We start from the raw sequence: 23,677 nt of genomic DNA, 5'->3' as shown, positions 1-23,677 counted from the left end.
AAGGCAAAGCGCTATAATTTTCCTTTTTTCATTGATTAATCATTTTTATGAAGTTCATTTTGACCATATTTTGGATTTGTTTTTCAATCTCACTGGGGCTAGCTCAAACTGCCCGTAATGTGTTAGTAGAAGAATTCACTCAAGCCTCATGTGTACCTTGCGCTTCTCAAAATCCGGATTTCAATAAACTTCTGCTCAGAAAAGCCGATAAAGTGATCCCGATAAAATATCAGGTTGCCTGGCCGGGCTTTGACCCAATGTATGAATCCAATCCTGATGAAGTTGACCAAAGGGTAGATTTTTACGCGGTAGAAGGCGTACCTGAAGTAAGAACAAATGGAGTCCTCGTACCGGAGCGATTTAATTATGAAGGAGCACCGAGTGATCTAACTGAAGGGGATATAGATATGGCGTACAACAATTTGACTCCTCTTCACATAGAATTGAATCATAACTGGTTGGGTGTAGATTCTATCGAAATAAACATCAGGATTTACAACAGCTCGAATTCAGATTTTACCAATGAAAATTTACATCTGTTTACCGCTTTGGTAGAAAAGGAGATTATTTTCCCTATTGCACCCGGATCAAATGGTGAGAAAGATTTTAGTTGGGTGATGCGAAAAATGATTCCCAGTGCATCGGGTTTAGATATGGGCAGCCTTACAATAAAAGCTCATGACTCATTGTTTATTCGTCAAACTGTAGCCTTACCTGGAAATTTTTATAGTAAAGGACAAATTGCTGCTTTGACGTTTGCTCAAGATATACTGACGTATGAAGTAATCCAATCTGCGGTAAGCCAACCTATTAATATCCCTGACGAGTTGAACAGCGATATTTCCTTACAGAATTTGTCTACTATGCCTGACAACGAAACTGATGGTTATTGTATTCGTGAATATTCACCAATTGCAGTCGTTAAAAATAAAGGAAAAGCTGTGATTCATTCGTATTCCATCTATTTATTCAGAAACCGGGATTTCTCGGATACGATTATTTTTTCAGCTAATACGCCTTTAGCGCCGGGTGAACAATTTACATGGACGGCACCAACAGAAACTGTGGAACCATTTTCAATCGGGGAAGTGGAATTTCAAGTTGACAATGTAGTTGCAACAAATGGAATCGAAGATGATAATGTTTTAAATAATTTGACTGAGTTCAGATCTTTCAAATATTTATCCAAAGCTGCAGTCGCAGACGTCTTTGAACATGATTTTGAAGGAGAACAAGCTTTAGATGCACCGGATCAGGCAATACAAAATGCAAGCGAATTTTCTTTGGCAACTATTGTAAATAATGAATTGCTGGATGCTCTTGAAATCAATGATGTACTGAAGACTGATCCAATAGGAGGATTTGGTTTGTCTGAAAATAGTTTTTGTTATTTCTTCTGGGCTTCAGCAGAAGGTGAATCCAGTGAGTTGATATTTTCAAATATTAACCTCAGCAATGCGAGAAAAAATATGTTTCTCAAATTTGATCGGGCGTACGCTACTTTCTCGGAGCTTTTTCCAGAAGATGACCAATTTTATATAGACGTATCATTGGACTGTGGAGTAACCTGGGAAAATGTTTATACAAAAAGAGCAGCGGAACTCATTACGGCAAATGCAGTAATGAGTTTTGATTATCCATTCAAACCTCTGACAGAAGAGTGGGTGGAAGATTCAGTGTCCATCAGTCAGTTTGCAGGTAAACCTGAAGTGATGTTTCGTATGAAAGGCGTTTCTGGATTTGGTGATAATCTATATGTTGATAATTTCCATATTCCTGGACTCATCTCTTCCCTGCAACCGGAAATAAATTTGACCTCAAAACTGGAAATTCTTCCTAATCCATCCAGAAAGGATTTGCACATCAATTACGAATTGAAATCCACTTCAGATGTTAGGATAGAAATACAAAATATGGATGGTAAAACTGTGTATCATTCAGAACTTAAAAAACTTCCTGCCGGTGAGCACCATTTTGATTACACACCTGCCTTACCGGGAATCTATGTGGTCAAATGCAGTACAACAGAAGGAAGGATGAGCAAAAGAGCTATAGTCACAGAATAATTAAGCGAGTCTTGCACATCCAAAGCAAAATTCGAATACTTTCAACATGGATCCGGAGTTCAAACAATTATTGACCTATTTTCCTCAATTGGAATTTCCTTTGGTGTTGCAAGAAGGATCAGAGCACCATTTTGGAATGAATGATGCTGTACCGGATGAATTGTTGGCGCGGTTTATCATTCCTGCTTTGGATTTTGAAATCAACGAATTTACAGAGTTTATTCCATGCGGGCATTGGATGCAGCAAGGTCAAATCCCTTGTTTGGTCATTTGGTGCGCCAGGCTGATGCGATATTCATTTTATTTGATCAGCTATACACCACAAGGTACGGTTTGCGATACCATGGAAATTGCAGGATTTTTCTCTGATAATGAGTACTTGTTCAGAAGGATGGCAAATATTGATGAAGAAGGCACCATCTTCATTGTTGAAGGAGGACATCTATTGGAACAAAAGGAATTTGATCAAAGCAAAAACAGGAAACTCATCGTAGAAATATTACAGGACGGAAAATTGCTCAAAATGCCTGCACTTTAAATAACGGATTTTTTTTTCTGTTCCCAGAGCCAGGCAGTTCGCATGATGTCTTTAATATTTAATTCCGGAGACCAATGCAGCAAAGTTTTTACTTTGTGAATATCTGCATAAATAGCAGGTAGGTCGCCGGCTCTGCGGGGGCCATAAAAGATCGGTAGTTTAATTCCGGTTTCATGTTCAAAAGCATGAATAGCCTCCAGAACACTCACACCCTGACCCATTCCCAGATTGAAAACTTCCAAAGTTTGAATTTGATTGCCTCTCATAGCAAATTGTAAAGCCAATGTATGCGCTTTTGCAAGGTCACTGACATGGACATAATCTCTTATGCAACTCCCGTCACGAGTATCATAATCTGTGCCATAAACAATGATTTCCGGTCTGATGCCAATCGCCGTTTCTGTTATAGCAGGGATTAGATTTTGTGCTTTTGATCCCGGACTTTCGCCCAGCAGAATTGAAGGATGAGCGCCAGCGGGATTAAAATACCTGAGTGAAATGGCTTTAAAATGATTTTTCTGACTTGCACAAAAATCTTTCAATATCCATTCACACATTTGTTTGGTACGTCCATAAGGCGATCCTGTAGCATGAAACTCTGAATCTTCTGTGACCGGAAGCTGATTAGAGTTACCATACACGGTACAAGAAGATGAAAATATGAAATAAGGTATTTGGAGCAAGTTTACCATTTCAAGCAAATGGAGCATGCAATTGATATTGTTGTGATAATACTCTAATGGTTTTTCAACGGATTCAGCTACGAATTTCAATGCTGCAAAATGGATGATACCATCGATCTTACCCAGTTCAGGCAATATGGAAAACAAGGTTTTTTTATCTGCAAGATCTACGTTAAAATTTTGAACTCTTTGGCCTGTAATCTGCCTAACCTGTTCTAAGACAACAGGCTGACTTTGGGTGAAATTATCAATTGAAACAACTTCAAATCCGGACTGAATCAAGTCAACCAAAGTGTGACTCCCAATATATCCACAAGCTCCTGTGACTAAAATTCGACTCATTCACGAAATTATCCTGTTCCTGCAAATTATTCACAAAATCCTTCTAATTTCAGAATAATTTTGTGCAAAATGAGAATTATAATCTGTCTGATAGCGACAATCCTGTTGCTCAGTATGTCGTGTCAGCGAAAGCAAATCGTGATGGTCGATCATAAGACAGAATCCGAATTCCATGAGCTAACCCCACCTGTAATGCCTGAAACAGGCAAAGAACTGCGCTTCAAAGACATCCTACAATGGAGCGACAGCTTAGGTAAAGTGATCCTGATCGACTTTCATGCACAGTGGTGCCAACCCTGTAAATGGATGGATGTAAATGTCATGACAGATGAATTGGTCGCACAAAAACTAGCGCAGATAATCGTTTGGAGACTTGACGGCGAAACCCCATTGGGTAGTGATCTTCGCGTCATTTTTGAAGTAGGAGCATATCCCACTTACTTGATGATCAACTCTGATGGCGAGGAACTGTCAAGGCAAACGGGTACCTGCGATGCCATGAGCTTCAATATCTTCTTGCAAACAGGGATTGACAAGTACGCAGCGAACAGAAATTGAACCCATAATTCTTATATCCTTCGAATGTCAGCTCCGATTGCATTCAACCTCACATCGATATGTTCATATCCTCTGTCTATCTGATGAATAGAATGAATAGTTGACTTGCCTTGAGCTGATAATGCAGCTATCAGCAATGCAACACCTGCCCTGATATCAGGAGAGGTCATTTCGATACCTCTGAGTTGGGTTCTTTTGTTCAAGCCTATAACTGTAGCACGATGTGGATCGCATAATATGATTTGGGCACCCATATCGATCAATTTGTCCACAAAAAATAATCGCGACTCAAACATCTTCTGGTGGATGAGCACGCTGCCATTTGCCTGTATAGCCATGACGAGTAGCACACTCATGAGATCCGGCGTAAATCCGGGCCAAGGCGCATCATAAATGGTCATGATCGAGCCGTCCATAAAGGAGCGGATGGAATAAGTCTCCTGAGCCGGTATGAATATGTTATCCCCTGAGATTGTAAAATCTACACCCATCCTTTCATAGACGAAAGGAATAATACCTAAGTGCTCTACACCTGCATTTCTGATCAAAATCTCTGATTCGGTCATTGCTGCCAGACTGATGAAACTTCCGACTTCGATCATATCGGGCAAGATGGTATGTCTAGTCCCGGAAAGTTTGCTCACTCCATCAATCTCCAGGAGATTTGAACCTACGCCACTGATTCTCGCACCCATGTTGATCAACATTCGACAGAGTTGTTGGATATAAGGCTCGCAAGCAGCATTGTAGATGGTAGTCTTTCCTTCAGAGAGCACCGCAGCCATCAGGACATTAGCGGTGCCTGTGACTGAGATTTCATCCATCAAAATATAAGTACCCTTCAGGGCATGGGCTTTGATCTCGTATTGAGCTTTGGATTCGTTGTAATCAAACTCTGCACCCAGTTTTTGCAATCCGAGGAAGTGTGTGTCCAGCCTTCTTCTTCCTATTTTGTCGCCTCCGGGTTTAGGTAAAATAGCTTGTTTGTATCTGGCTAAAAGTGGTGCGAGAAGCATGACGGATCCTCTGATCTTACGCGCATTTTTTTGAAATTCTTCAGTACCAAAAAATTCAATGTTTACTTCCTTTGCTTCAAAAGTGAAAGAGTGTGCGTCATGTCTGGTGATTTTTACCCCCAAGCCTTCTATGAGTTCGATAAGATGCCGGATGTCCAGGATGTCGGGAAGATTGTCCACTCTGACTGCTTGATCCGTGAGGAGTGTAGCGCATAGAATCTGGAGCGCTTCATTCTTTGCACCCTGAGGTATAATTTCTCCTTTGAGTCTCTTTCCACCGATGACCTGGAATGTATCTGAATATGCCATATTGCCAATGATTGGTGCAAAGATTGGGAAAATCACCGACAATGCATTCAGACTGACATTCCTTTGTTGTTTGAAACTTAAAACAAATTGTTCAGAAATAACTCCTCATGCTTTAGCACTACTATATATTCAAAAAAAACCTAACTTCGCATATCGGCACGAATATTCCATAAAGCAGTCGATACTATTAGCACAATATTAAACCAATATAAATGAAAAAATTCTACTCCTTAGCAATTCTGTTATTGTCCGGTCTTTACCTATTTGGACAGACAACACACAAAGTACTTGTTGAGCACTTTACTCAGGCTTCTTGCCCTCCTTGTGCACAAGTCAATCCTATCATTCATCCCATCATGGAACGCCATGCAGACAAAATTGTAAGGATCACGCATCAGGTCAGTTGGCCGGGTATCGATCCGATGAACAAAGACAATCCGGGGGAAGTCTCCACGAGAGTCCAGTACTATGGAATCAATTCAGTTCCTAATTCTGCGGTAGATGGTATTAAGGGTGCCTCTACAGATCTTATTTCTGATCAGTCTCTGGAGGAAGGTTCTACAAAACCGGCGTCATACGAAGTTAAAATCAACTATAAATTAGATCCGAACTATAATGAGATCGACGTCTTCGTCAATGTCAGTTTAAAAGGAACAAAATTGAACAGACCGGTACTGCGTGTAGCAATGCTGGAAAAAGTAATCTCATGGACCACTCCTCCAGGTACAAATGGAGAAAAAGAGTTTCATCATGTTATGAAAAAGTATCTGCCAAATCCCTCAGGCACAGCACTGACTGATTTGGAGAATGCCGGAGATACTAAAGAATATTCATTTCATTACAAGTTTGATAAATTATACAACTTCAAGAATCTTGAAATAGCGGCTTTCGTTCAAGATGACGCTTCGAAAGATGTAGATAATGCAGAACATAAGGAGGTCGATTTTCCTGTGAACACCGGAGTTGATGCAAGTATAAAAGGAGCAAATGTGAGCGCAAATGCTACATCCAATGTAGTCTGTGGTTCAATGATAAATCCTACAGTGACAATCATCAATACTGGAACGGAAACGATCAATGAACTCGTTTTTGAAGTTTCTGCTAATGGAGGTCCAAAGTCAGAGATAAAATGGAATGGAACAATCAACACTTTGGCTGAAAAAACAATTGACCTAAATGCAGTGGAAGTACCCGAATATTATCCACAACAAAATGCAATTTTGATAAACATAAAAAAAGTAAACGGAAAAGAGGATGATTTTGCAGGGGCAAATCAAATCTCTCTAGCTTTCCAACTTCCGGTGCAAACTACACAAAAATCCAGATTCGAATTTAAAGCTTTCTCAGATCCTAAATTGATCCGCTTTGAAATCAAAAATAGTGCAGGCACTATAATTTTAAAAGATGGGCCTTTTGCTGATAAAAATAACAAAGTTTATGAGTTGAATTTGGACACAAAAGAGTGTTTTACTGTGCATGCCTACAATCAACACACATCAGTCAATGCGACCTACAAACTTTTCAACGAAAGTGGAGTGCAAGTGTTAACTGGGAGTGTCATTCAACCAGGAGAATCGATCAATATGTTTACTACATATTCTACCGTGACCGGTTCAGAAAATATTGATGCCGGTAAAACGGAATTTATTTTAGTCCCAAATCCAAGTACAGGAAATGTAGAGATCATCTCTGAAATGAGTGGTATATTGAACTACTATATATACAATTCTCAAGGCAAATTACTAATGAATGGTTTACTTCCAAATGCAGGAATACAATCAGTAAAAAATATACAAATTGCCGAGCCGGGAGTTTATCTCGTGGTGATCAAGAATGAGAAGAGCGTATTTTCTAAAAAACTGATCATTCAGTAATATATCCAATTTTAAAATGCGGCTTTTGGAGGAAAAATGATCTTCCAAAAGCCGTTTTTATACCATCAAATCCTGTCCTCAAAAACTCATATTCATTCATGGAGTCGAAAGTATTGCAAAACAAAGCGAAACCAAGGGGTAAATTTCCACATGTAAAAAGAGTTGGGGATTTTATTTTTGTTTCAGGTACCTCTTCACGCAATCCGGATAATACTATAGATGGAGCATCGGCAGATGAGTTCGGAGCGGTAAGTCTTGATATAGTCAAGCAAACCAGATCGGTCATCAGGAATATTCAGGATATTTTGCAAAGTGTAGATGCAGATCTCCAGAATATTGTGGAACTAACTACATTTCTTGTGAATATGAACGATTTTAAATTGTATAATGAGACATACGCTGAATTTTTTGATGAGAACGGACCTACGAGAACCACTGTGGCTGTGCACCAATTGCCACATCCACATCTTTTAATAGAAATAAAAGCGATCGCATTCAAAAAGCTTTAAGAGCAGGTGATCTTGATGCACGAGAATTTAAAGTCCGCACAAGCCAGATGAAAAAAATAGACATTCACACACATATATTACCGGAGAAGCTACCGGACTGGGCTTCAAAATTTGGATATGGCGGTTTTATCCAACTGGATCATCATGCACCTTGTAAAGCACGGATGATGAAAGATGGGAAACTTTTTCGTGAGATTGCCTCTAATTGCTGGGATCCAAAACAAAGAGTTCTGGAATGTGATGAAGTAGGTGTCAATATTCAGGTACTCAGTACTGTGCCGGTGATGTTTTCATATTGGGCAAATGCTAAAGATGCCTATGATGTTTCTCGTTACCTCAATGATCATATAGCAGAGGTCGTGCGTTTGTTTCCTGATAGATTTATAGGTCTGGGTACAGTGCCTTTGCAGGATCCGGAGTTGGCGTGTATGGAAATGCAACGATGTATGAATGATCTTGGATTGGCAGGTGTGGAAATTGGTTCTCACGTAAACGATTGGAACCTGGATGAGGCCGCTTTATTTCCTTTTTATCAAACGGCAGAAGAAGAATCTGCTGCAATTTTTGTACACCCGTGGGAAATGTTGGGAGCAGAAAGAATGCCTCGATACTGGCTGCCTTGGTTAGTGGGTATGCCTGCAGAGACCTCTCTTGCGATATGCTCAATGATTTTTGGGGGAGTGTTTGAAAAATTTAAAAAATTGAGAGTGGCATTTGCTCATGGCGGCGGATCCTTTGCGGCGAGCTATGCCCGGATCAGGCATGGATTTGAAATGAGACCCGATTTGGTTGCAGTCCGCAACGATATTCATCCTGATCAGTATTTAGGTAAATTTTGGGTGGATTCATTGGTTCTTGATGCTGAGATATTACAGAAGTTAATTCAATTGTTTGGTGTGGAGAAAGTCGCTATGGGATCAGATTATCCCTTCCCATTAGGGGAGCATCCACCAGGAAATTTATTTGAGAAAAATAAAGTTTTTACAACTGAAATTAAAGAATGGCTGAATTATAAATCTGCAGAATCCTGGTTGGGTATGAGTTTATGATGTAATTTTGATTAGAGCATTTTGCCTGAATTGCATTTGCTGTTTTTGAATCGATTTTATGAACGATGAAGTATAGCTTAAAATTTACTTCATGAAATAATTTTTTTGACATGATAAGAATAATCCGACTTTTAATCTTGATTCAATTAGTTTTTGGTTTTTTTGCTTGTCATCCCGATCCCCCGGATTGTATAAATCCACCATGCAATCCAAATCCTGTGGATACTTCAAAGAAGGGGGATACCAATATCGTGTGGCAGTACAATGCAGATACCTTGAGAAATTCATGCATTTCAATGACACCCATTTTGTATAAAAATACGGTATTATTCAGTAGAAGAGGAACTGACATCGCAGATGTATTTTTAATGTTTGATAAAAAAAATGGAGCATTGCTGAATACTTATTTTGATCCCACGAGCCAAAACTGGAAATCAGGGGCAAGATATCAGTATAATAATGTATGTGCCATAACTGATTGGTATGAGATTTATTTTCTAGATCTGTCTACAAACCAGTTTCTTCACAAAATTAATCTTCGCAATTTGGGATATGAAGGCCTACCTAGAATAGGTGGCAATGAGGAGTGGCTCTATGTACCAGTCCAGCAAAATAGTAACCCACGTAAAGATTATGCTAATACCTGGATTCGGATCAATATGATCAATTATAAAATAGAAGAAATCCTGACGATCGAAGACAAGGGTAGCTTTGAAGCCGGCTTCGAATCGCTTGCCTTCTGGAAGAACACCAAAGGAGAGCAAATCATGTTTTTTCAGAATCGTCAGTATGACTTTAAGAACAGAGAGAGGAGGATCGATCTGTATGCCTACAATATGGCATTGGGTAAGATGGAGTGGCGGGTAGATTCATTTACGATCACCGGCAATACCAGTGTATTCCCGATTATTGTAAATGAAGACAGGCTTTATTTTCAAGGCAGCAATGAGGCATTTTGCTTCAGTTGTCACGATGGCAGCCTGATATGGAACAGATATTTTCCCGGAGAAGGATTTTTCAGGGCAAATGCTATCCTCGCAGAGGGTAAGTATATTTTGAAGAGTGAATCTGATCAAATGTTTGCAATGGATGAATATACCGGTAAAGAAGTTTGGGTCAATGAAAATGCGGGATCTTCACAAAGTAATATGGTCTATCACAAGGGCTATGTGTACTACGAGACAGATCAAGATGGCTTGGGTGTGATCAGGAGGATAAGAGTGAGTAGTGGTCAGTATGATTGGACTTACTTTCCAAGTAACTATCCTAGGTACTCGAATGCATCCTTTGGATTGTCCGGTATAGCCATAGACCCGGAGACGGACTATCTGTATAGCAATGACAGGATATTTCACATGTGTATCAAATTGCCAAAGTAAAGCTGAACATCATCATTGCCTAAGAAAGTAATGATGAGGTATTATTATATTAAAATTATAATATCTGGTACCGTGCAATGGATAAGTCTGTCATTGGATTGAGATGAATTTCCCTGGAATAAAAGAGTGATTGAGATAAATTTTTTTTCAGTTGAAATATGAGCTACAGTGGGATTTATTTAATCAGAATTACAATGAAAGATGGAAATGAATATATTCGAAAATTTGACAAGTTGCCGTAAGAGTAAAGGTTACTCCGTGAAGGGTTCGCTGCAGATATCGGCGACCCTTCTCTTTTGTGGTTGGATATCTTCATCGTATTCACAGGGTATGAATGACCATACCTGGTTGATGTCAGAGTATGGCAGAAATCTGATCGTCATCGATTTTGAAAAGTCTTCACAGAAAAAGATCAGGATAGATAGCGTCATCAGGAGCATCACAATGATTTATACCAATGCCATGATCATCGACGAAGAGGGCAATCTCAAGTATTATACCAACGGATGTGAGATAGAAGGCTCGGATTATGATCTGGTGCTGAATGGAGACAATATTAATCCGGGATTGATACACAAGCACAACTGCGCACTGGGATACAATGCGGGAGAAACATCTGCCCTGTTTTTGCCAGGTGCGGAAGAGGACACTTATCACCTGATTCATACTTCATTGGTATATACTGACAATTTTACAAATATATTTTCTGATGCCTGCAGGCATACATTCATAGATGGCAGGCAGAACTTCGGAAAGGGCAAAGTGGTGTTTAAAAATCGCGCAATATTACTAGATACATCAATTTCTTCAGAAATAGGTGCAGTAAGGCACAAGAACGGGGCTGACTGGTGGATCATTTTAAAAAGACTGGTAAAAAATGAGTATGTACGGTTTCTGCTGAGGCAGGACAGCATCTATGGCCCCTTTGTCCAGACCAATATAGGAGATTCTATTCATAAATACGATAATGCTGATGGTATATTGCTGTTTGATCCTTCAAATGGGGAAACCATGGTTCGTAGATCACAACTCCACGACAGTATATCTGTATTTGACTTCGACAGAAACACAGGAATTTTGAGCCATCACAGGAGGATAAGATTTAGAGATAGCACAACGGTACGAGACGGTGGAGTTTGTTTTTCGCCCAGTGGGAGATTCTTGTACGTAAGCACTTACTATGATCTGTATCAATACGATCTGTGGGCATCGGATGTACAGGGTAGTGAGGAGCATATAGGGCATTACGACGGTTACAAGTCGAAGGGTTTTTTCCCTACATGGCTGGGAAGAATGCAACTCGGACCCGACTGCAAGATATACATGAACTGTCGCAATAGTATCGATGCACTGCACGTGATCCATCGACCTGATGAGAAAGGTAAGGCCTGCGACTTTAGGCAGCATGATTTGAAGTTGCCATCGACGCATGCAGGTATTGTCCCGTTTTTTCCGGAATACAGGCTAGGGCATTATCCGGTATGTGACAGCTCGTTGGTGATTTCTGTACAATCCTATCCCATCGGTTCGTCTATCAGTATATATCCAAATCCTGCTACGGATTATGCGATAGTCAGATTGAACAACACAAATGAAAGGGATGTATGGATCAGCCTTTACAACAATACCGGCCAATGTCTTTTCAAGAGTAAATACTATGAGCCTTCAGCAAAATAACGAACTATTGTTGGATACAAGATCCTATCCGGCAGGCATCTATATGATTGAAATTAGCGATCAGAACCATGAAGTGCAATTCAGAAAAAAACTGCTGATAGAATAGTCCATTTTATTTTTTCAATTCCAAGCCCAGTTCATCAGCTCGCTGAAGCATAAGCGCATGCGCAGCTTCATAATCATTGGGAATATGACCATCGAGAATAGCTTCCCTGATGGCAGTTTTGATCAGACCAACTTCTTTGCCGGGTTTGATATCGAAAGTGCTCATAATCATTTCTCCGGTAATCGGAGGCTGCCAATTTCGGATGCGATCCTTTTCTTCGACTTCGTGTAATTTTTGTCTGACCAGCTGATAATTAGTCAGAATCCGCTTGACCTTAGATTCGTTTTTGCTCGTGATATCCGCTTCGCAAAGCGTCATGAGATCGTCCAAATCTTCACCTGCATCAAACAATAATCTGCGCACTGCGGAATCGGAGATTTCTTCCTGAATCAAGGCTATCGGACGAAGGTGCAGACGCACCAATTTCTGCACATATTTGAGCTTGCTGTCCAGTGGCAATCTCAGATTCTTAAAGATGCGCAGCACCATAGCTGAGCCCAGTACTTCATGGCCGTGAAAGGTCCAACCGATTCCGGGTTCAAATTTTTTTGTTTGCGGTTTTGCAATATCATGTAGAATAGCTGCCCAGCGCAACCAAAGATTGTTTGATTTTAGTGACAATTGATCCAGTACCTGGAGTGTATGATAAAAATTATCCTTGTGTCCTTTCGATTCGTGGTAATCTACACCGATAAGTTGTACCAATTCCGGAAAAAATTGTTCCAACAATCCTGTTTCATTCAAGAGAATAAATCCTTGTGAAGGCTTCCTGGAAAGGATGATTTTTTCGAGTTCAGTGGAAATTCTCTCTTTTGAAATAATTTTTAATCTGTTCTTGCATTGTTTGATCCCTTCCAGACAGCTTTCATCCAGTTTGTAGTCCAGCTGTGTTGCAAATCTTATCGCGCGCATCATCCGCAAAGGGTCGTCGCTAAATGTCAATTCAGGAGGTACCGGAGTTTTGATAATTTTTTTACTGATATCATTCAGTCCGTCAAATGGATCGATGATTTCTCCAAAATTCTCAGGGTTTAGGCTGATAGAGATGGCATTGATTGTAAAATCTCGGCGCAGCTGGTCATCAGCAAGAGTCCCTGTACTCACTTCAGGCTTCCTTGAGTCCGGATGATAGGACTCTTTTCTGGCACCTACGAACTCAATCTCAAGATCCTTGTGTCTGATCTGGGCCGTACCAAATCGCTCAAAGAAATTAAGCTTCGGGATCGGTCGCAGCATCGAAGATACTTCTTCTGCCAGGCGTATCGCATTGCCCAGACAGACGATGTCTATGTCCTTTGACTCTCTTCCGATAATTTTATCGCGTACAAAGCCGCCGATGGCATAGACCGGAATTTCACACCTTTGGCCTGCAGTTTCGATGAGTTCGAGAATCTTTTTCTCCAGAGGATTCAATTTCAGGATCATACTGCACACATGTTTTGGTCTGTGATCAGATCATGGCCGGCATAGACGTTTTCCATTTCATCCAGAATGGAAAGGATTTGGATATGATCAAACTCGGTGACCAAGCGGTTGCGAAATTCTTTTACGTGGGGAAGGCCGCGGAAATAGTTGGTATAATGTCTTCTCATCTCGACGATTCCTACTTTGGGACCTTTCCATAATATAGATCGTTCGAGATGCATCCGGACAGCTTCAAGGCGCTCGCTCATTGTTGGTCCAGGCAATAACTCTCCTGTTTTGAGATAATGTTTGACTTCTCTGAAAATCCAGGGGTATCCGATACTGGCTCTGCCGATCATGATACCGTCAACGCCATATCTGTTCTTATATTCCAATGCTTTGGGAGCGGAGTCTATATCTCCATTGCCAAATATGGGAATCTGAATTCGAGGGTTGTTTTTGACCTTAGCAATCCAAGACCAGTCAGCTTCCCCTTTATACATTTGTGAACGAGTCCTTGCATGGATGGTGAGGGCTTTGATTCCAATATCGAATAAGCTTTCGGCGACTTCTTCAATATTGATCGTATTATCGTCCCAGCCTAATCGAGTTTTGACGGTAACAGGTAATGATGTCGCTTTGACAACTGCCTCCGTCAGTTTTACCATTTTTGGAATATCTTTCAGGATACCAGCACCTGCAAGCTTGCACACTACTTTTTGAACAGGGCATCCATAATTGATGTCCAGTAAGTCGGGTTTGGCTTCTTCGACGATTTGGGCTGCCTGCACCATGGAGCTCAATTCCGAGCCAAAAATTTGAATGCCTATTGGTCTTTCGGATTCTTCTGTGTCGAGCTTTTTGAGCGATTTCTCTGCATCCCGGATCAGTCCTTCGACGGAGATAAATTCGGAATACATCAGGTCGCAGCCCTGTCTTTTGCACACTGCGCGAAATGGTGGATCGCTTACATCCTCCATCGGCGCAAGCAGGAGTGGAAAATCCCCAAGATCTATAGTAGCTATTTGCACAGACATTCGGGGACAAAGTTAGCTCATTTACCCGATCTTGATCCATTTTATCCCCTCAGGTTAACTCTTCAAAAGTTGAAGGGTTTGGAATGTAGAGAAGCTTTTTGTCAATTATTTTCAGTGTTTCACATAATATAAGGCTTGGATTATCCCCACATTATCCGAAATTGGAATATGAATGGATGTTATGGATCACCCTGCCCTTACTTTTATGGCAAAATTCAATTCTCATGGAGTGCAGAAAAACATATCACTATACCCAAAATCTCTTACTCTGTCTTTCTTTGATAATCATAGGTTCTTACGGCCTTCAAGCTCAAAAAATCAATCTGAAAGGGGTCGTTAAAGATTATGTGACGGGATTGCCTGTAGAAAATGCCATTGTGGTCGATTCTGCTGAAGCTGTTTATTCGACTACTAATGCACTGGGAGAATTCACCTTGTTGATCTCTCCACGCTTTCCCCTTCAGCTTAACATCAGTAGGATAGGATATCTAAGTGAAAATTTTAAAATCAACAATTCAGAGCCCGTGTTGATCAGGTTGCAGGAGTTGCAAACCGAACTGGAAGAAGTCCTCATTACTTCAGGTTATACAGTTCAGAGAAAAAGCGATTTTTCCGGTTCTGTAGCCAATTTATCTTCAAAACAAATATTGACCCGTCCTGCTTTGAGTTTTGATCAGTTGCTGGGTGGCGTAGCTCCGGGTGTTGACCTCATCCAGCCTACCAATGCTCTGAATAATACTCCGGTACTTCGGATCAGAGGCCTCAATTCCATTACAAGTGGTCTTTTCCCTTTAGTAGTAGTAGATGGAGTGAGCATGTTTGTTGGTGCCATAGGCGGTGTCATAGGAAATAATCCTCTGGCAGAAATCAATCCGCAGGATATCGCCTCAATTGACATTCTAAAGGACGCTTCTGCTGCAGCAATTTATGGATCACGTGCCGCCAACGGTGTCATGGTGATCAACACAAAAAGGGGAAGAAAAGGACGCGTCAGAGTCAATTATGATGCATGGGTTTCTGTAAGCAAGCCATACAATCTCCCTGAACTTCTCGGAGCAGAAGATTATGTCACGATCAAAAATGAAGCTATGGTGAATACCGGTAGAACTCCGGGATATAAGCTCATGACCAACCCCGACGGCAGTGTGGTGAGCACCAACTGGTTCGATGTTGCGTTTAAACCCGGATGGTCGCATTCTCACCATTTTAGCGCTTCCGGTGCCAACTCGAATACAGCATACTATTTTTCCTTAGCATATTTGGATCAGGATAATTTTATCAAGACGAATACCTATAAGAGATATTCACTCCGAGTAAACCTGGATCAAAAGGTGAACAGTTTTATCAATACGGGAGCTAGTCTTTCTTACGCAAATGGCAAGAATACCGGGCCTATGACAGGAGCGATCCCGAGCAATACTTTGTCCTCTTCAGCTTATAATTCGCAATATATTTTCAATGAGCCACTGGGAAGGATGACTTATGTTTTGCCCCCGAATGTTCCTGTATACAATGCTGATGGCTCCTATCACATACAGAATGGTACAAGTGTAGGTTACGGACTGAATAATCCATCAACGATCGGTACCATCAATGCTTACAATCTGGCTTGGATACTGGATAATGACGTCAACACTTCTGAAAATAATCTCGCCTTTGGAAATATTTTTGGTGAGCTGAGTATTCTACCTGGATTGAGTTTCAAAATGAATTATGGAATTAATCACCTACTCACTGACAATCGGACCTTTAATAATCCGATACATGGTGGAGGTGCATCTTCTAACGGAATTGCAAGCAATATTTCAACTAAATATCTGAGGACGGACTGGGTAAATACATTGAAGTATCAAAAAGTATTTAAGTCTGTTCACCAAACGGAATTGTTGGTTGGATACGAACAAATGAAAACTACGATAGATTCCTGGGGAGCAGAGAGGTCCAATATAGCTGATCCATATTATAAAAACTATCAGGGAGGATTTGTGAATATTTCACCTATAGGAAATGTCTTATCAGAGAATGCTTTGTTGTCCTATTTTTCAACATTTAATTATGATTATGCAAAAAAGTATTTTGCAAGTTTAAACTTTCGCAGAGATGGATTGTCCGCCCTGGCTGATGGAAATAAATTCGGAAATTTTGGAGGAGCTTCGGTCGGATGGAATATCCATAATGAAGGATTTTTCAAAAATTCAAATCTTAAAAATATCCTGAATTTTGCAAGGTTAAGAGGTAGTTATGGGATTGTTGGAAATAGTGAAATCGGAGATTATCCGGCAATTGGCGCTTACAATTCTGCTACCTACGGAGGCCTTCCCACATTAAAATATGCTCAAAGCGGCAATCCTAATCTTCAATGGGAAACCAGCAAGAAAATGGACATTGGTGCTGAGTTTCATTTTTTCAAAGATCGTATATCAATTGAGATAGATTATTACAAAAATCTCATCGACGGATTGGTACTTAAATCACCGCAAGCGCTATCAGCAGGAATCCCTGGAAATTATATCAATGAAAATATTGGGAGCATGTACAATCAAGGAATCGAACTTGCACTCAACGGTCAATTGATCAGAAATAAGGATTGGTCCTGGTATTCGAATCTCAATTTTTCTACTCTAAAGAATAAAGTTACTTCTTTGGTGAGTGATGTGTACGTTCCGAGCATTTTTGGAGTTCAAAATATGACAAGAGTTGGTTATTCCATTGGATCTATTTTTGCAGTTCCTGCCATCGGTGTCAATCCTGACAATGGATTCATGATCTTTCAAAATAGTGAAGGCAAGATGGTGCAGTATAATCACAGCGGATCGCCAAAATGGACCTATTTGGATGGGAGTCCTGCCCCTGCAATCGATAACTACAAGGATGGTGTCATACAGGGACCATCACTACCGACTTTTTTTGGCGGATGGAATCACAATATCCAATATAAAAATTTTGAGTTGAATATCAATCTCACATTTGTGGGGGGAAATTTATTATACAATGGAACAAGAGCGACCAATTCTGATGGTCGATATTTTAATAGTGGTACTTTCATTAAATCCCGTTGGCAAAAACCCGGTGATATTACAGAGATTCCAAAATTACAATACACGGATAATGTCTCTTCAGGTTTTTCATTTGCGGCGACTTCAAAAGTTGAGAAAGGAGATTATCTAAAATTAAAGAATATTCAATTTGCCTACAATGTACCACTTCAAAATGTAAAATTGCAAGGTAAAATCAGTAGTGCAAGAGTTTATGTGCAGGCCGTCAACCTGTACACTTTAACCAAGTATCGAGGATCCGATCCCGAAATTTCGATCAACGGTAATTCTATACATTCCGGGAAAGATCAAAATGTTCCTCCGAATGCACAGGTATTTTCCGCAGGCGTTCAAGTTGGTTTTTAATTTTAATCGACAACATTAAATAGAAAATTGTCATGTCAAATTCCGTTACTTTTATTTCAAAAAAAATATCCATGATTTATAAAGTATTTTCTGTATTACTTGTCTTTTTGCTGATGTCTTGCAATGACCAGTTTCTGGACTTGGATCCGAATACCAGTATTCCGGAGAGCGAAGCTTACAATTCACCTACGAAAATTGCAGCGCATGTCAATAATCTTTATGCCAAGTTGCAAAATCCAAATTTGTATGGAGGAAGATGGATTATTTTCAATGAACAAAGAGCAGATGAATTTGGGCAGAATGATGGAAACGCTGCGACAGGTTCTGCAGTGTGGAATCAGAATGTGGCATCAACAAATGAGTACATCAATGATGTATGGTCTGCTGCATATTCCGCAGTCAATTCAGCAAATCTACTCATGGAGAATTTGCAGAATTCAAATGTGGTGAGCGATAGTCTAAGAAAAATTTACATTGCAGAAGCAAAATTTGTCAGAGCACTTTCTTTTTTGATCCTTACCCAAACATATGCAAAACCTTATTTCGTGGATAAATCCGCACCGGGTATTCCGCTGCGATTGGCCGCTATCAGATCTTCAGGACACAATGATCTGGTGCGCAGTCCTGTAGAGGAAGTCTACAATCAGATTATCAAAGATCTGGATGAAGCAGAACTAGACCTGCCAGTAAGTTTTTCAAGTATTTCGCTCAATAAATCAAGGGCACACAAGGCCACCGCTGTAGCTTTGAAGACCAGGGTCTATTTGAATATGAATATGCCGGATAAAGTCATCCAGGAAGCTTCAAAAATAGTTTCTTCGTCACCGCCTTACCAGTTCTCGGCAGGAGCTACTATTCATGCTTTGGAGCCTTCTGTAGCTGCATTATTTACAGGAAGCTATACGGGTGTGGAGTCAATATTTTCTATTCCATTTATAAATTCTACTACTGAAACACCAGCTGCACAGTATGCACTTGCTTTCAACTATGTGACCCAACCTATATTGTTTTTGACGCCGGCGGGAATTGTTGCAAATGAAGTGTTTCAGTCTGCTGATGACGCAAGGAACTCTTTGATTGGACTGAGTCCGGCAAAGCACAGGATTTTAAAGAAATTTAGCATCACGACGGCACCTTTCAGAGACTATGTTCCTGTATTGAGATATGCAGAAGTGATATTGAACTATGCTGAAGCAGCGGCAAAGATGGGCCAACTGACTCTTGCTTTGGATCTGCTGAATTCTGTGCGCCACAGATCATCAGCTCAGTATGTTTTTCCTAATGATCAAGTATCCACTTCTGATGCTTTGGTCCAGACGATATTGATGGAGAGGAGGATCGAATTTCTGGGAGAAGGATTGCGCCTGCAAGATATCCAACGCAATGGGCTTGCACTGCCTTCAAAGACTGGAAGCATAGGTCTGGCTCCTGAAGTGCCGCCTACAGCAAAGAATTATATGTGGCCTATTCCAAGTGGTGAGTTGACAACAAATAAACTGTGTGTTCCAAACTAATCTAGCTGCTCCGGAGGATTCTTTTTGAGAATGAAATAATAAAGAGGAATTCCAAGGAGCACGATTCCCAGGCCTGGCCAGGTATATTCCGGTTTTTTGACCAAAAGTATAATGCAGATGACGAGTGCTGATGCTATGTATATTAGGGGAATAAAAGGGTAGAAAGGAGTGCGGTAGGGTCGATTTGAATCAGGTCTTTTGATTCGCAAGATGATGACACCTGCGACGGTCAAAATGTAAAATATTAAAACAGCAAAAACCACATAATCTAATAAATCTCCGTACCTGCCAGAAATGCAGAGAACAGATGCCCAGATGCATTGCATCCATAATGCCCAGGCAGGCACACCCTTGGCATTGAGTAAGGCAGCTCTGTTGAAAAACAAACCATCAAGAGCCATAACTCGATAAACTCTCGACCCAGACAGTATCAATCCATTGTTGCATCCAAAAGTTGATACCATGATTAAGCCAGCCATGATGAAGACGGCTATCGTACCAAAGATCTGATGGGCAGCAGCAGTCCCGACACGATCATAAAGGGCGTACTGTATACCTCGTTCCATGACATCAACGCCATTCGCCTGTCCGACCAGAGGAAGCAAGCCCAGATAGACGATGTTGGTGAGGATATAAATACCTGTGACGATCAGCGTTCCGATCACCATTGACCGAGCCACGTCCTGAGAAGGATTTTTCATTTCTCCTGCTACAAAGGTGACATTGTTCCAAGCGTCACTGGAGAAAAGCGTCCCTACCATTGATACACCAATAGCCATCAGTAATGACATTCCTGTGAGACTTTGCAGGGAGAGCAATCCTTCTTCATTGGGTTTTACTAAGTGGGCAGTCCAAAAGTATGACCAGTTCTGAGACCAGATATGAGAGTCAAAAAAGACAAATCCTAGCAGGATTAGACCAAATAATGCAAGTAATTTGGCAGTGGTAAAAACAGTTTGAAATGTCGATCCTGCGCGTAATCCTCTAGTATTGTACCAGGTCAGAAAAACTATTGAGGCAATGGCCAATAGTTGAGCAGCTGAGAGTTTAAATGTACCTATCTGCAGCAAGATGTTCTTTTCACTCAATTCCGGGACGAAAACACCAGTAAACTTAGCAAAAGCCACACCAACGGCAGCTATTGTTCCGGTTTGGATGACAGCAAACAAGCTCCACCCATAGAGAAAGGCAACTAAAGGATTATATGCTTCCCGAAGATAGACATATTGTCCTCCTGCATTTGGAATCAGAGACGCAAGCTCGCCATAACTCAGAGCTGCCATGATCGTCATCAATCCCGCTATCAACCACGCCATCAACAACCATCCACCGCTTCCAAGATTTCGTGCAATGTCTGCGCTTACGATGAAAATTCCGGATCCAATCATAGAACCGGTTACCAGCATGATACCGTCGGTTAAATTTAATTTTTTGGTTTGCACTTCCTGTAATTTGATTGACAAGATAGTGTTTTCTCGACATGCAGCGAAAATCCTATTGTGACCCATCAAATGAGCAATGCCGGGTAAGAATCCTCAGCTGCGGAATGGTTTGCGAGTCAGTTGCATTTTTAGGATTTTGTTTTTTCTTATAGAGAATATACTACCTTTGCTTTCAGTTGGTCGGGTAGTTCAACGGATTAGAATATCAGATTTCGGCTCTGATGGTGAGGGTTCGATTCCTTCCCCGATCACTTTTCAATAAACTGCAAAAAAATTGAGCATTATCCTTATCCCAAATTGATTCCTGCATTAATATTTTTTATTTATTATTGAATTATATAATGTTTATAGGTCTGATTTGTAATGAATTGTGCCTGGAATTTCAAATTGAATATAAACCGTATGAGCTGCATGGATGTTTGCTTTATTCGCCCGGTCCTCAATCCGGAATTTGCTTGTGTGAATGTTTCAAATAACCAGAGAAGATACAGCCATTTTTTTGCTGCAAAATTTGGTTTAAAGTCGATCAATTCAATAAGATTGTCAATCCATCTCGAATGGTGCCGAAAAAAAATATTATTATCGAAGATGAATCACCTATTTGAATCGTTATAATCTATTATGAGATTGGTTTTTCTGGTTATTTTTCAACTGTGGCTCGCCGATGTTCCTGCAGACTATATTTGTCATCTGCGCAATGTTTCAATGAATTATATCTATAGCGACGCCGTAGCTATCGTTGAAATTAAGTCAGCGTACAGCAACTCTGCTAAGGATAGATATTATAAATCTGAAGTGGTGGTAGAGCAAAGTTTCAAAGGAAGTCCATTTCAGTCAATACTGGTGAGTGGAACTATTTCAGGTCATAGCGCATGTGGTGATCGATATTTTCCTATCGGGAGCCGGCTACTGATTTTTGGGTCCAAAATTAACGGAAATGTTATGATTGATAAGTGTAGCTTGGTTGTGTACATAAACGAACTGGAATTATCCGAGTTGACACAGATCATGAATTTGCTATTGAAACTTCAGAAACAGGAACATGCAAAAATTCCATTTATAGCAATGGAATGGAATGAAGATGATGTCAACAGTAAATTAAAATATCAGCTCGGAGGTAAAAATATAAATGAGAATCATGAAGCAGTATTCAAAGTTTATCTCGATCTGGGACTACATGTCACTAAAGTGGAAACGATTCAATCCTGGGGTGAGGAAAATGATCAAATCGTACAAAATATTTTGAAAGAAGCTATTTTTTCTCAATCAAAAATGTTTGAGAGAATTTTTATTTTAGATAATTATTATTGGATTCTCCATGTGAAAAGACAAAAAGCTGATCGAGGAATTTGGTTTCGATGTTACTGAAATTTTCAAACAGCAGTCTCTGTAGATTTCCATCGGATCACTTGATTGATGATTAATACTCCAAACAAAATAAATACAAAGCCAGCAATGTCATTCCATCCTATCTGCTCACCGTCTAGCCAACCGACTATGAGCGAAACGCATGGCATCAAATAAGTGACTGAAGCTGCAAAAAGGATATGAACTCTTTGGATCAAGATATTGAATAGTACCATTGCAATTGCTGATCCAAATGCGCTCAACGCAAGTAAATGATAAAATGCATTTCCGGATTGGATAGCGACCGGAATCTGACTAAAGGCACCGGAATAGATCGCCACAGGAATGCTTAAACCGGCCATCATCACATACATCAATGCAGTCAATGGCACTCCTGATATTCCGGCAAGCTTTGACTTTAAAATATTACCATTAAAACCATAAAGAAAAGGTACGATAAAAGCAATCAAGACATACAAACCTTCTGCTTTGAAACTTGCATTCGGTTTGAATCCAATTAAAATAATTGCTCCCAACAATGCTATGATGGAACCAGCAATTTTTGATTTTTCCTTAGCCACTTCGTAAAATAGTATCCCGATGCTATAAGTGCAGATAGGCGTGAATGCATTGATGATTCCAGCAAGGCTGCTGGAGATTTTAGTTTGTGCAAATGGATATAAGAAAGCAGGCAAGAAGCTCCCTATAAATCCACAAACGAAAATAGACCAATATTTATCAAAAGATATTTTTTTAAAAGCATGGGGAATAAAGGGTATCAGCATGACAAAGCTGATGATCATTCTCAATGCAGAAATCTGTGTAGGTGAAAATGAGATCAAACTATGCTTGATGAAATAATAACTGAAGCCCCAAATAAGGGTGAGGAGGATCAGTATTGCCCATGATTTGGCATCAGGCCTGTTTGACATTTTTACAAGTTTAAACGATGTATGGCGTTAGTGGAAAATATGGTATCCGGTAATTTACTCTTTACTATCACAAATGGTTCCGTAATCGACAAACAACTCTTCACCCGCACAAATTGTTCTGGTCGATTCAAAAAATTCACCATCATTTATACTCACCACATTTGGTTGATCAGAATGATTGAGATACAAACTCAGATCCATTTTTTTGAAACCATGTGAAGGAACGAAGTAGGATGTTTCATCAAATAAGCAGAAATTTTCTATCAATTGTTGAACATGAATGGGCAATAGATCGACTTCTTCAAAACCCAATTTTTGCCATTGCCCATCTTCTTCACCAAAAAGGTCTCTACAACCGGCAGGAATATCAACTAAAGCAAAAACTCCAATCCCATGAATGGATGAAGGTCTTAATGCAATGTATTCTGATTGTTGAAGTTGTTGAATAAGCTTTTGTTTGTCGTTCATAAAAAATTGAATGATCAAAGATAAGA

At 40.2% G+C, this 23,677-nt stretch carries 18 protein-coding genes and 1 tRNA gene; 12 read left to right on the top strand and 7 right to left on the bottom strand.

Annotated elements, in window-relative coordinates; translation table 11 throughout:
* Positions 1-47: 47 nt before the first annotated feature.
* Both IPI99_00385 and IPI99_00380 read left to right on the top strand, forming a co-directional pair.
* On the top strand, positions 48-2,066 hold the full coding sequence (locus IPI99_00385) for a T9SS type A sorting domain-containing protein (protein MBK7338962.1): 2,019 nt from the start codon (positions 48-50) through the stop codon (positions 2,064-2,066).
* 46 nt (positions 2,067-2,112) lie between these two features.
* A complete protein-coding gene (locus tag IPI99_00380) occupies positions 2,113-2,604 on the top strand; it encodes a hypothetical protein (protein ID MBK7338961.1) in 492 nt (163 codons plus the stop codon).
* Here IPI99_00380 and galE read toward each other — a convergent pair.
* Entirely contained in the window at positions 2,601-3,629 is a 1,029-nt protein-coding gene (gene galE / locus IPI99_00375; GenBank protein MBK7338960.1) for a UDP-glucose 4-epimerase GalE, read from the bottom strand. The genes IPI99_00380 and galE overlap by 4 nt on opposite strands.
* A 69-nt stretch (positions 3,630-3,698) precedes the next feature.
* Here galE and IPI99_00370 point away from each other — a divergent pair, with 69 nt between their 5' ends.
* Complete coding sequence (locus IPI99_00370; GenBank protein MBK7338959.1) at positions 3,699-4,187, top strand: thioredoxin family protein; 489 nt, start codon at positions 3,699-3,701, stop codon at positions 4,185-4,187.
* Positions 4,188-4,198: 11 nt separating this feature from the next.
* Here the strand turns inward: IPI99_00370 and murA are convergent, their stop codons facing one another.
* On the bottom strand, positions 4,199-5,512 hold the full coding sequence (gene murA / locus IPI99_00365) for a UDP-N-acetylglucosamine 1-carboxyvinyltransferase (GenBank protein ID MBK7338958.1): 1,314 nt from the start codon (positions 5,510-5,512) through the stop codon (positions 4,199-4,201).
* A gap of 212 nt (positions 5,513-5,724) precedes the next feature.
* Here murA and IPI99_00360 point away from each other — a divergent pair, with 212 nt between their 5' ends.
* From IPI99_00360 to IPI99_00340, 5 genes are all read left to right on the top strand, one after another.
* Entirely contained in the window at positions 5,725-7,386 is a 1,662-nt protein-coding gene (locus IPI99_00360; protein ID MBK7338957.1) for an Omp28-related outer membrane protein, read from the top strand.
* A 98-nt stretch (positions 7,387-7,484) separates the two neighbouring features.
* Positions 7,485-7,895 (top strand): RidA family protein, encoded by a 411-nt coding sequence (locus IPI99_00355; GenBank protein ID MBK7338956.1) that lies wholly within the window; start codon positions 7,485-7,487, stop codon positions 7,893-7,895.
* A 47-nt stretch (positions 7,896-7,942) separates the two neighbouring features.
* Positions 7,943-8,944 carry an amidohydrolase gene (locus tag IPI99_00350; protein MBK7338955.1) on the top strand — a complete coding sequence of 334 codons (1,002 nt, stop codon included), beginning with the start codon at positions 7,943-7,945 and terminating at the stop codon, positions 8,942-8,944.
* 110 nt (positions 8,945-9,054) lie between these two features.
* Positions 9,055-10,323 carry a PQQ-like beta-propeller repeat protein gene (locus tag IPI99_00345; GenBank protein ID MBK7338954.1) on the top strand — a complete coding sequence of 423 codons (1,269 nt, stop codon included), beginning with the start codon at positions 9,055-9,057 and terminating at the stop codon, positions 10,321-10,323.
* Between the two features lie 207 nt (positions 10,324-10,530).
* Positions 10,531-12,000: a hypothetical protein gene (locus IPI99_00340; protein MBK7338953.1), complete on the top strand. Its 1,470-nt coding sequence runs from the start codon at positions 10,531-10,533 to the stop codon at positions 11,998-12,000.
* A 112-nt stretch (positions 12,001-12,112) separates the two neighbouring features.
* Here the strand turns inward: IPI99_00340 and IPI99_00335 are convergent, their stop codons facing one another.
* Positions 12,113-13,531: an HD domain-containing protein gene (locus IPI99_00335; GenBank protein MBK7338952.1), complete on the bottom strand. Its 1,419-nt coding sequence runs from the start codon at positions 13,529-13,531 to the stop codon at positions 12,113-12,115.
* Positions 13,528-14,547, bottom strand: a complete 1,020-nt coding sequence (gene dusB, locus IPI99_00330; protein MBK7338951.1) for a tRNA dihydrouridine synthase DusB — start codon at positions 14,545-14,547, stop codon at positions 13,528-13,530. The genes IPI99_00335 and dusB overlap by 4 nt, the downstream gene beginning before the upstream one ends.
* A 224-nt stretch (positions 14,548-14,771) precedes the next feature.
* Here dusB and IPI99_00325 point away from each other — a divergent pair, with 224 nt between their 5' ends.
* A complete protein-coding gene (locus IPI99_00325; protein ID MBK7338950.1) occupies positions 14,772-17,948 on the top strand; it encodes a SusC/RagA family TonB-linked outer membrane protein in 3,177 nt (1,058 codons plus the stop codon).
* 71 nt (positions 17,949-18,019) lie between these two features.
* The gene (locus IPI99_00320) at positions 18,020-19,462 is read left to right on the top strand and encodes a RagB/SusD family nutrient uptake outer membrane protein (protein MBK7338949.1); all 1,443 of its coding nucleotides are present in this window, start codon (positions 18,020-18,022) and stop codon (positions 19,460-19,462) included.
* Here the strand turns inward: IPI99_00320 and IPI99_00315 are convergent.
* Entirely contained in the window at positions 19,459-20,970 is a 1,512-nt protein-coding gene (locus IPI99_00315; protein ID MBK7338948.1) for an amino acid permease, read from the bottom strand. The two genes, IPI99_00320 and IPI99_00315, sit on opposite strands and share 4 nt — an antisense overlap.
* 112 nt (positions 20,971-21,082) lie before the next feature.
* On the opposite strand from IPI99_00315, the gene IPI99_00310 reads away from it, so the two are divergent.
* Together IPI99_00310 and IPI99_00305 are read left to right on the top strand one after the other, a co-directional pair.
* Positions 21,083-21,155 (top strand) — tRNA-Arg (locus tag IPI99_00310).
* Between the two features lie 370 nt (positions 21,156-21,525).
* Positions 21,526-22,272 (top strand): hypothetical protein, encoded by a 747-nt coding sequence (locus IPI99_00305; protein MBK7338947.1) that lies wholly within the window; start codon positions 21,526-21,528, stop codon positions 22,270-22,272.
* A 5-nt stretch (positions 22,273-22,277) separates the two neighbouring features.
* Here IPI99_00305 and IPI99_00300 read toward each other — a convergent pair whose 3' ends face one another.
* Both IPI99_00300 and IPI99_00295 read right to left on the bottom strand, forming a co-directional pair.
* Positions 22,278-23,183 carry a DMT family transporter gene (locus tag IPI99_00300; protein MBK7338946.1) on the bottom strand — a complete coding sequence of 302 codons (906 nt, stop codon included), beginning with the start codon at positions 23,181-23,183 and terminating at the stop codon, positions 22,278-22,280.
* A gap of 54 nt (positions 23,184-23,237) precedes the next feature.
* Positions 23,238-23,651, bottom strand: a complete 414-nt coding sequence (locus IPI99_00295; protein ID MBK7338945.1) for an SET domain-containing protein — start codon at positions 23,649-23,651, stop codon at positions 23,238-23,240.
* Positions 23,652-23,677: the final 26 nt, after the last annotated feature.

This window comes from Saprospiraceae bacterium, assembly GCA_016710235.1.
Taxonomy (GTDB): Bacteria; Bacteroidota; Bacteroidia; order Chitinophagales; family Saprospiraceae; genus Vicinibacter.
The sequence above is the reverse complement of the archived record's forward strand: the minus strand, read 5'-3'. Positions and strand labels throughout refer to the sequence as shown.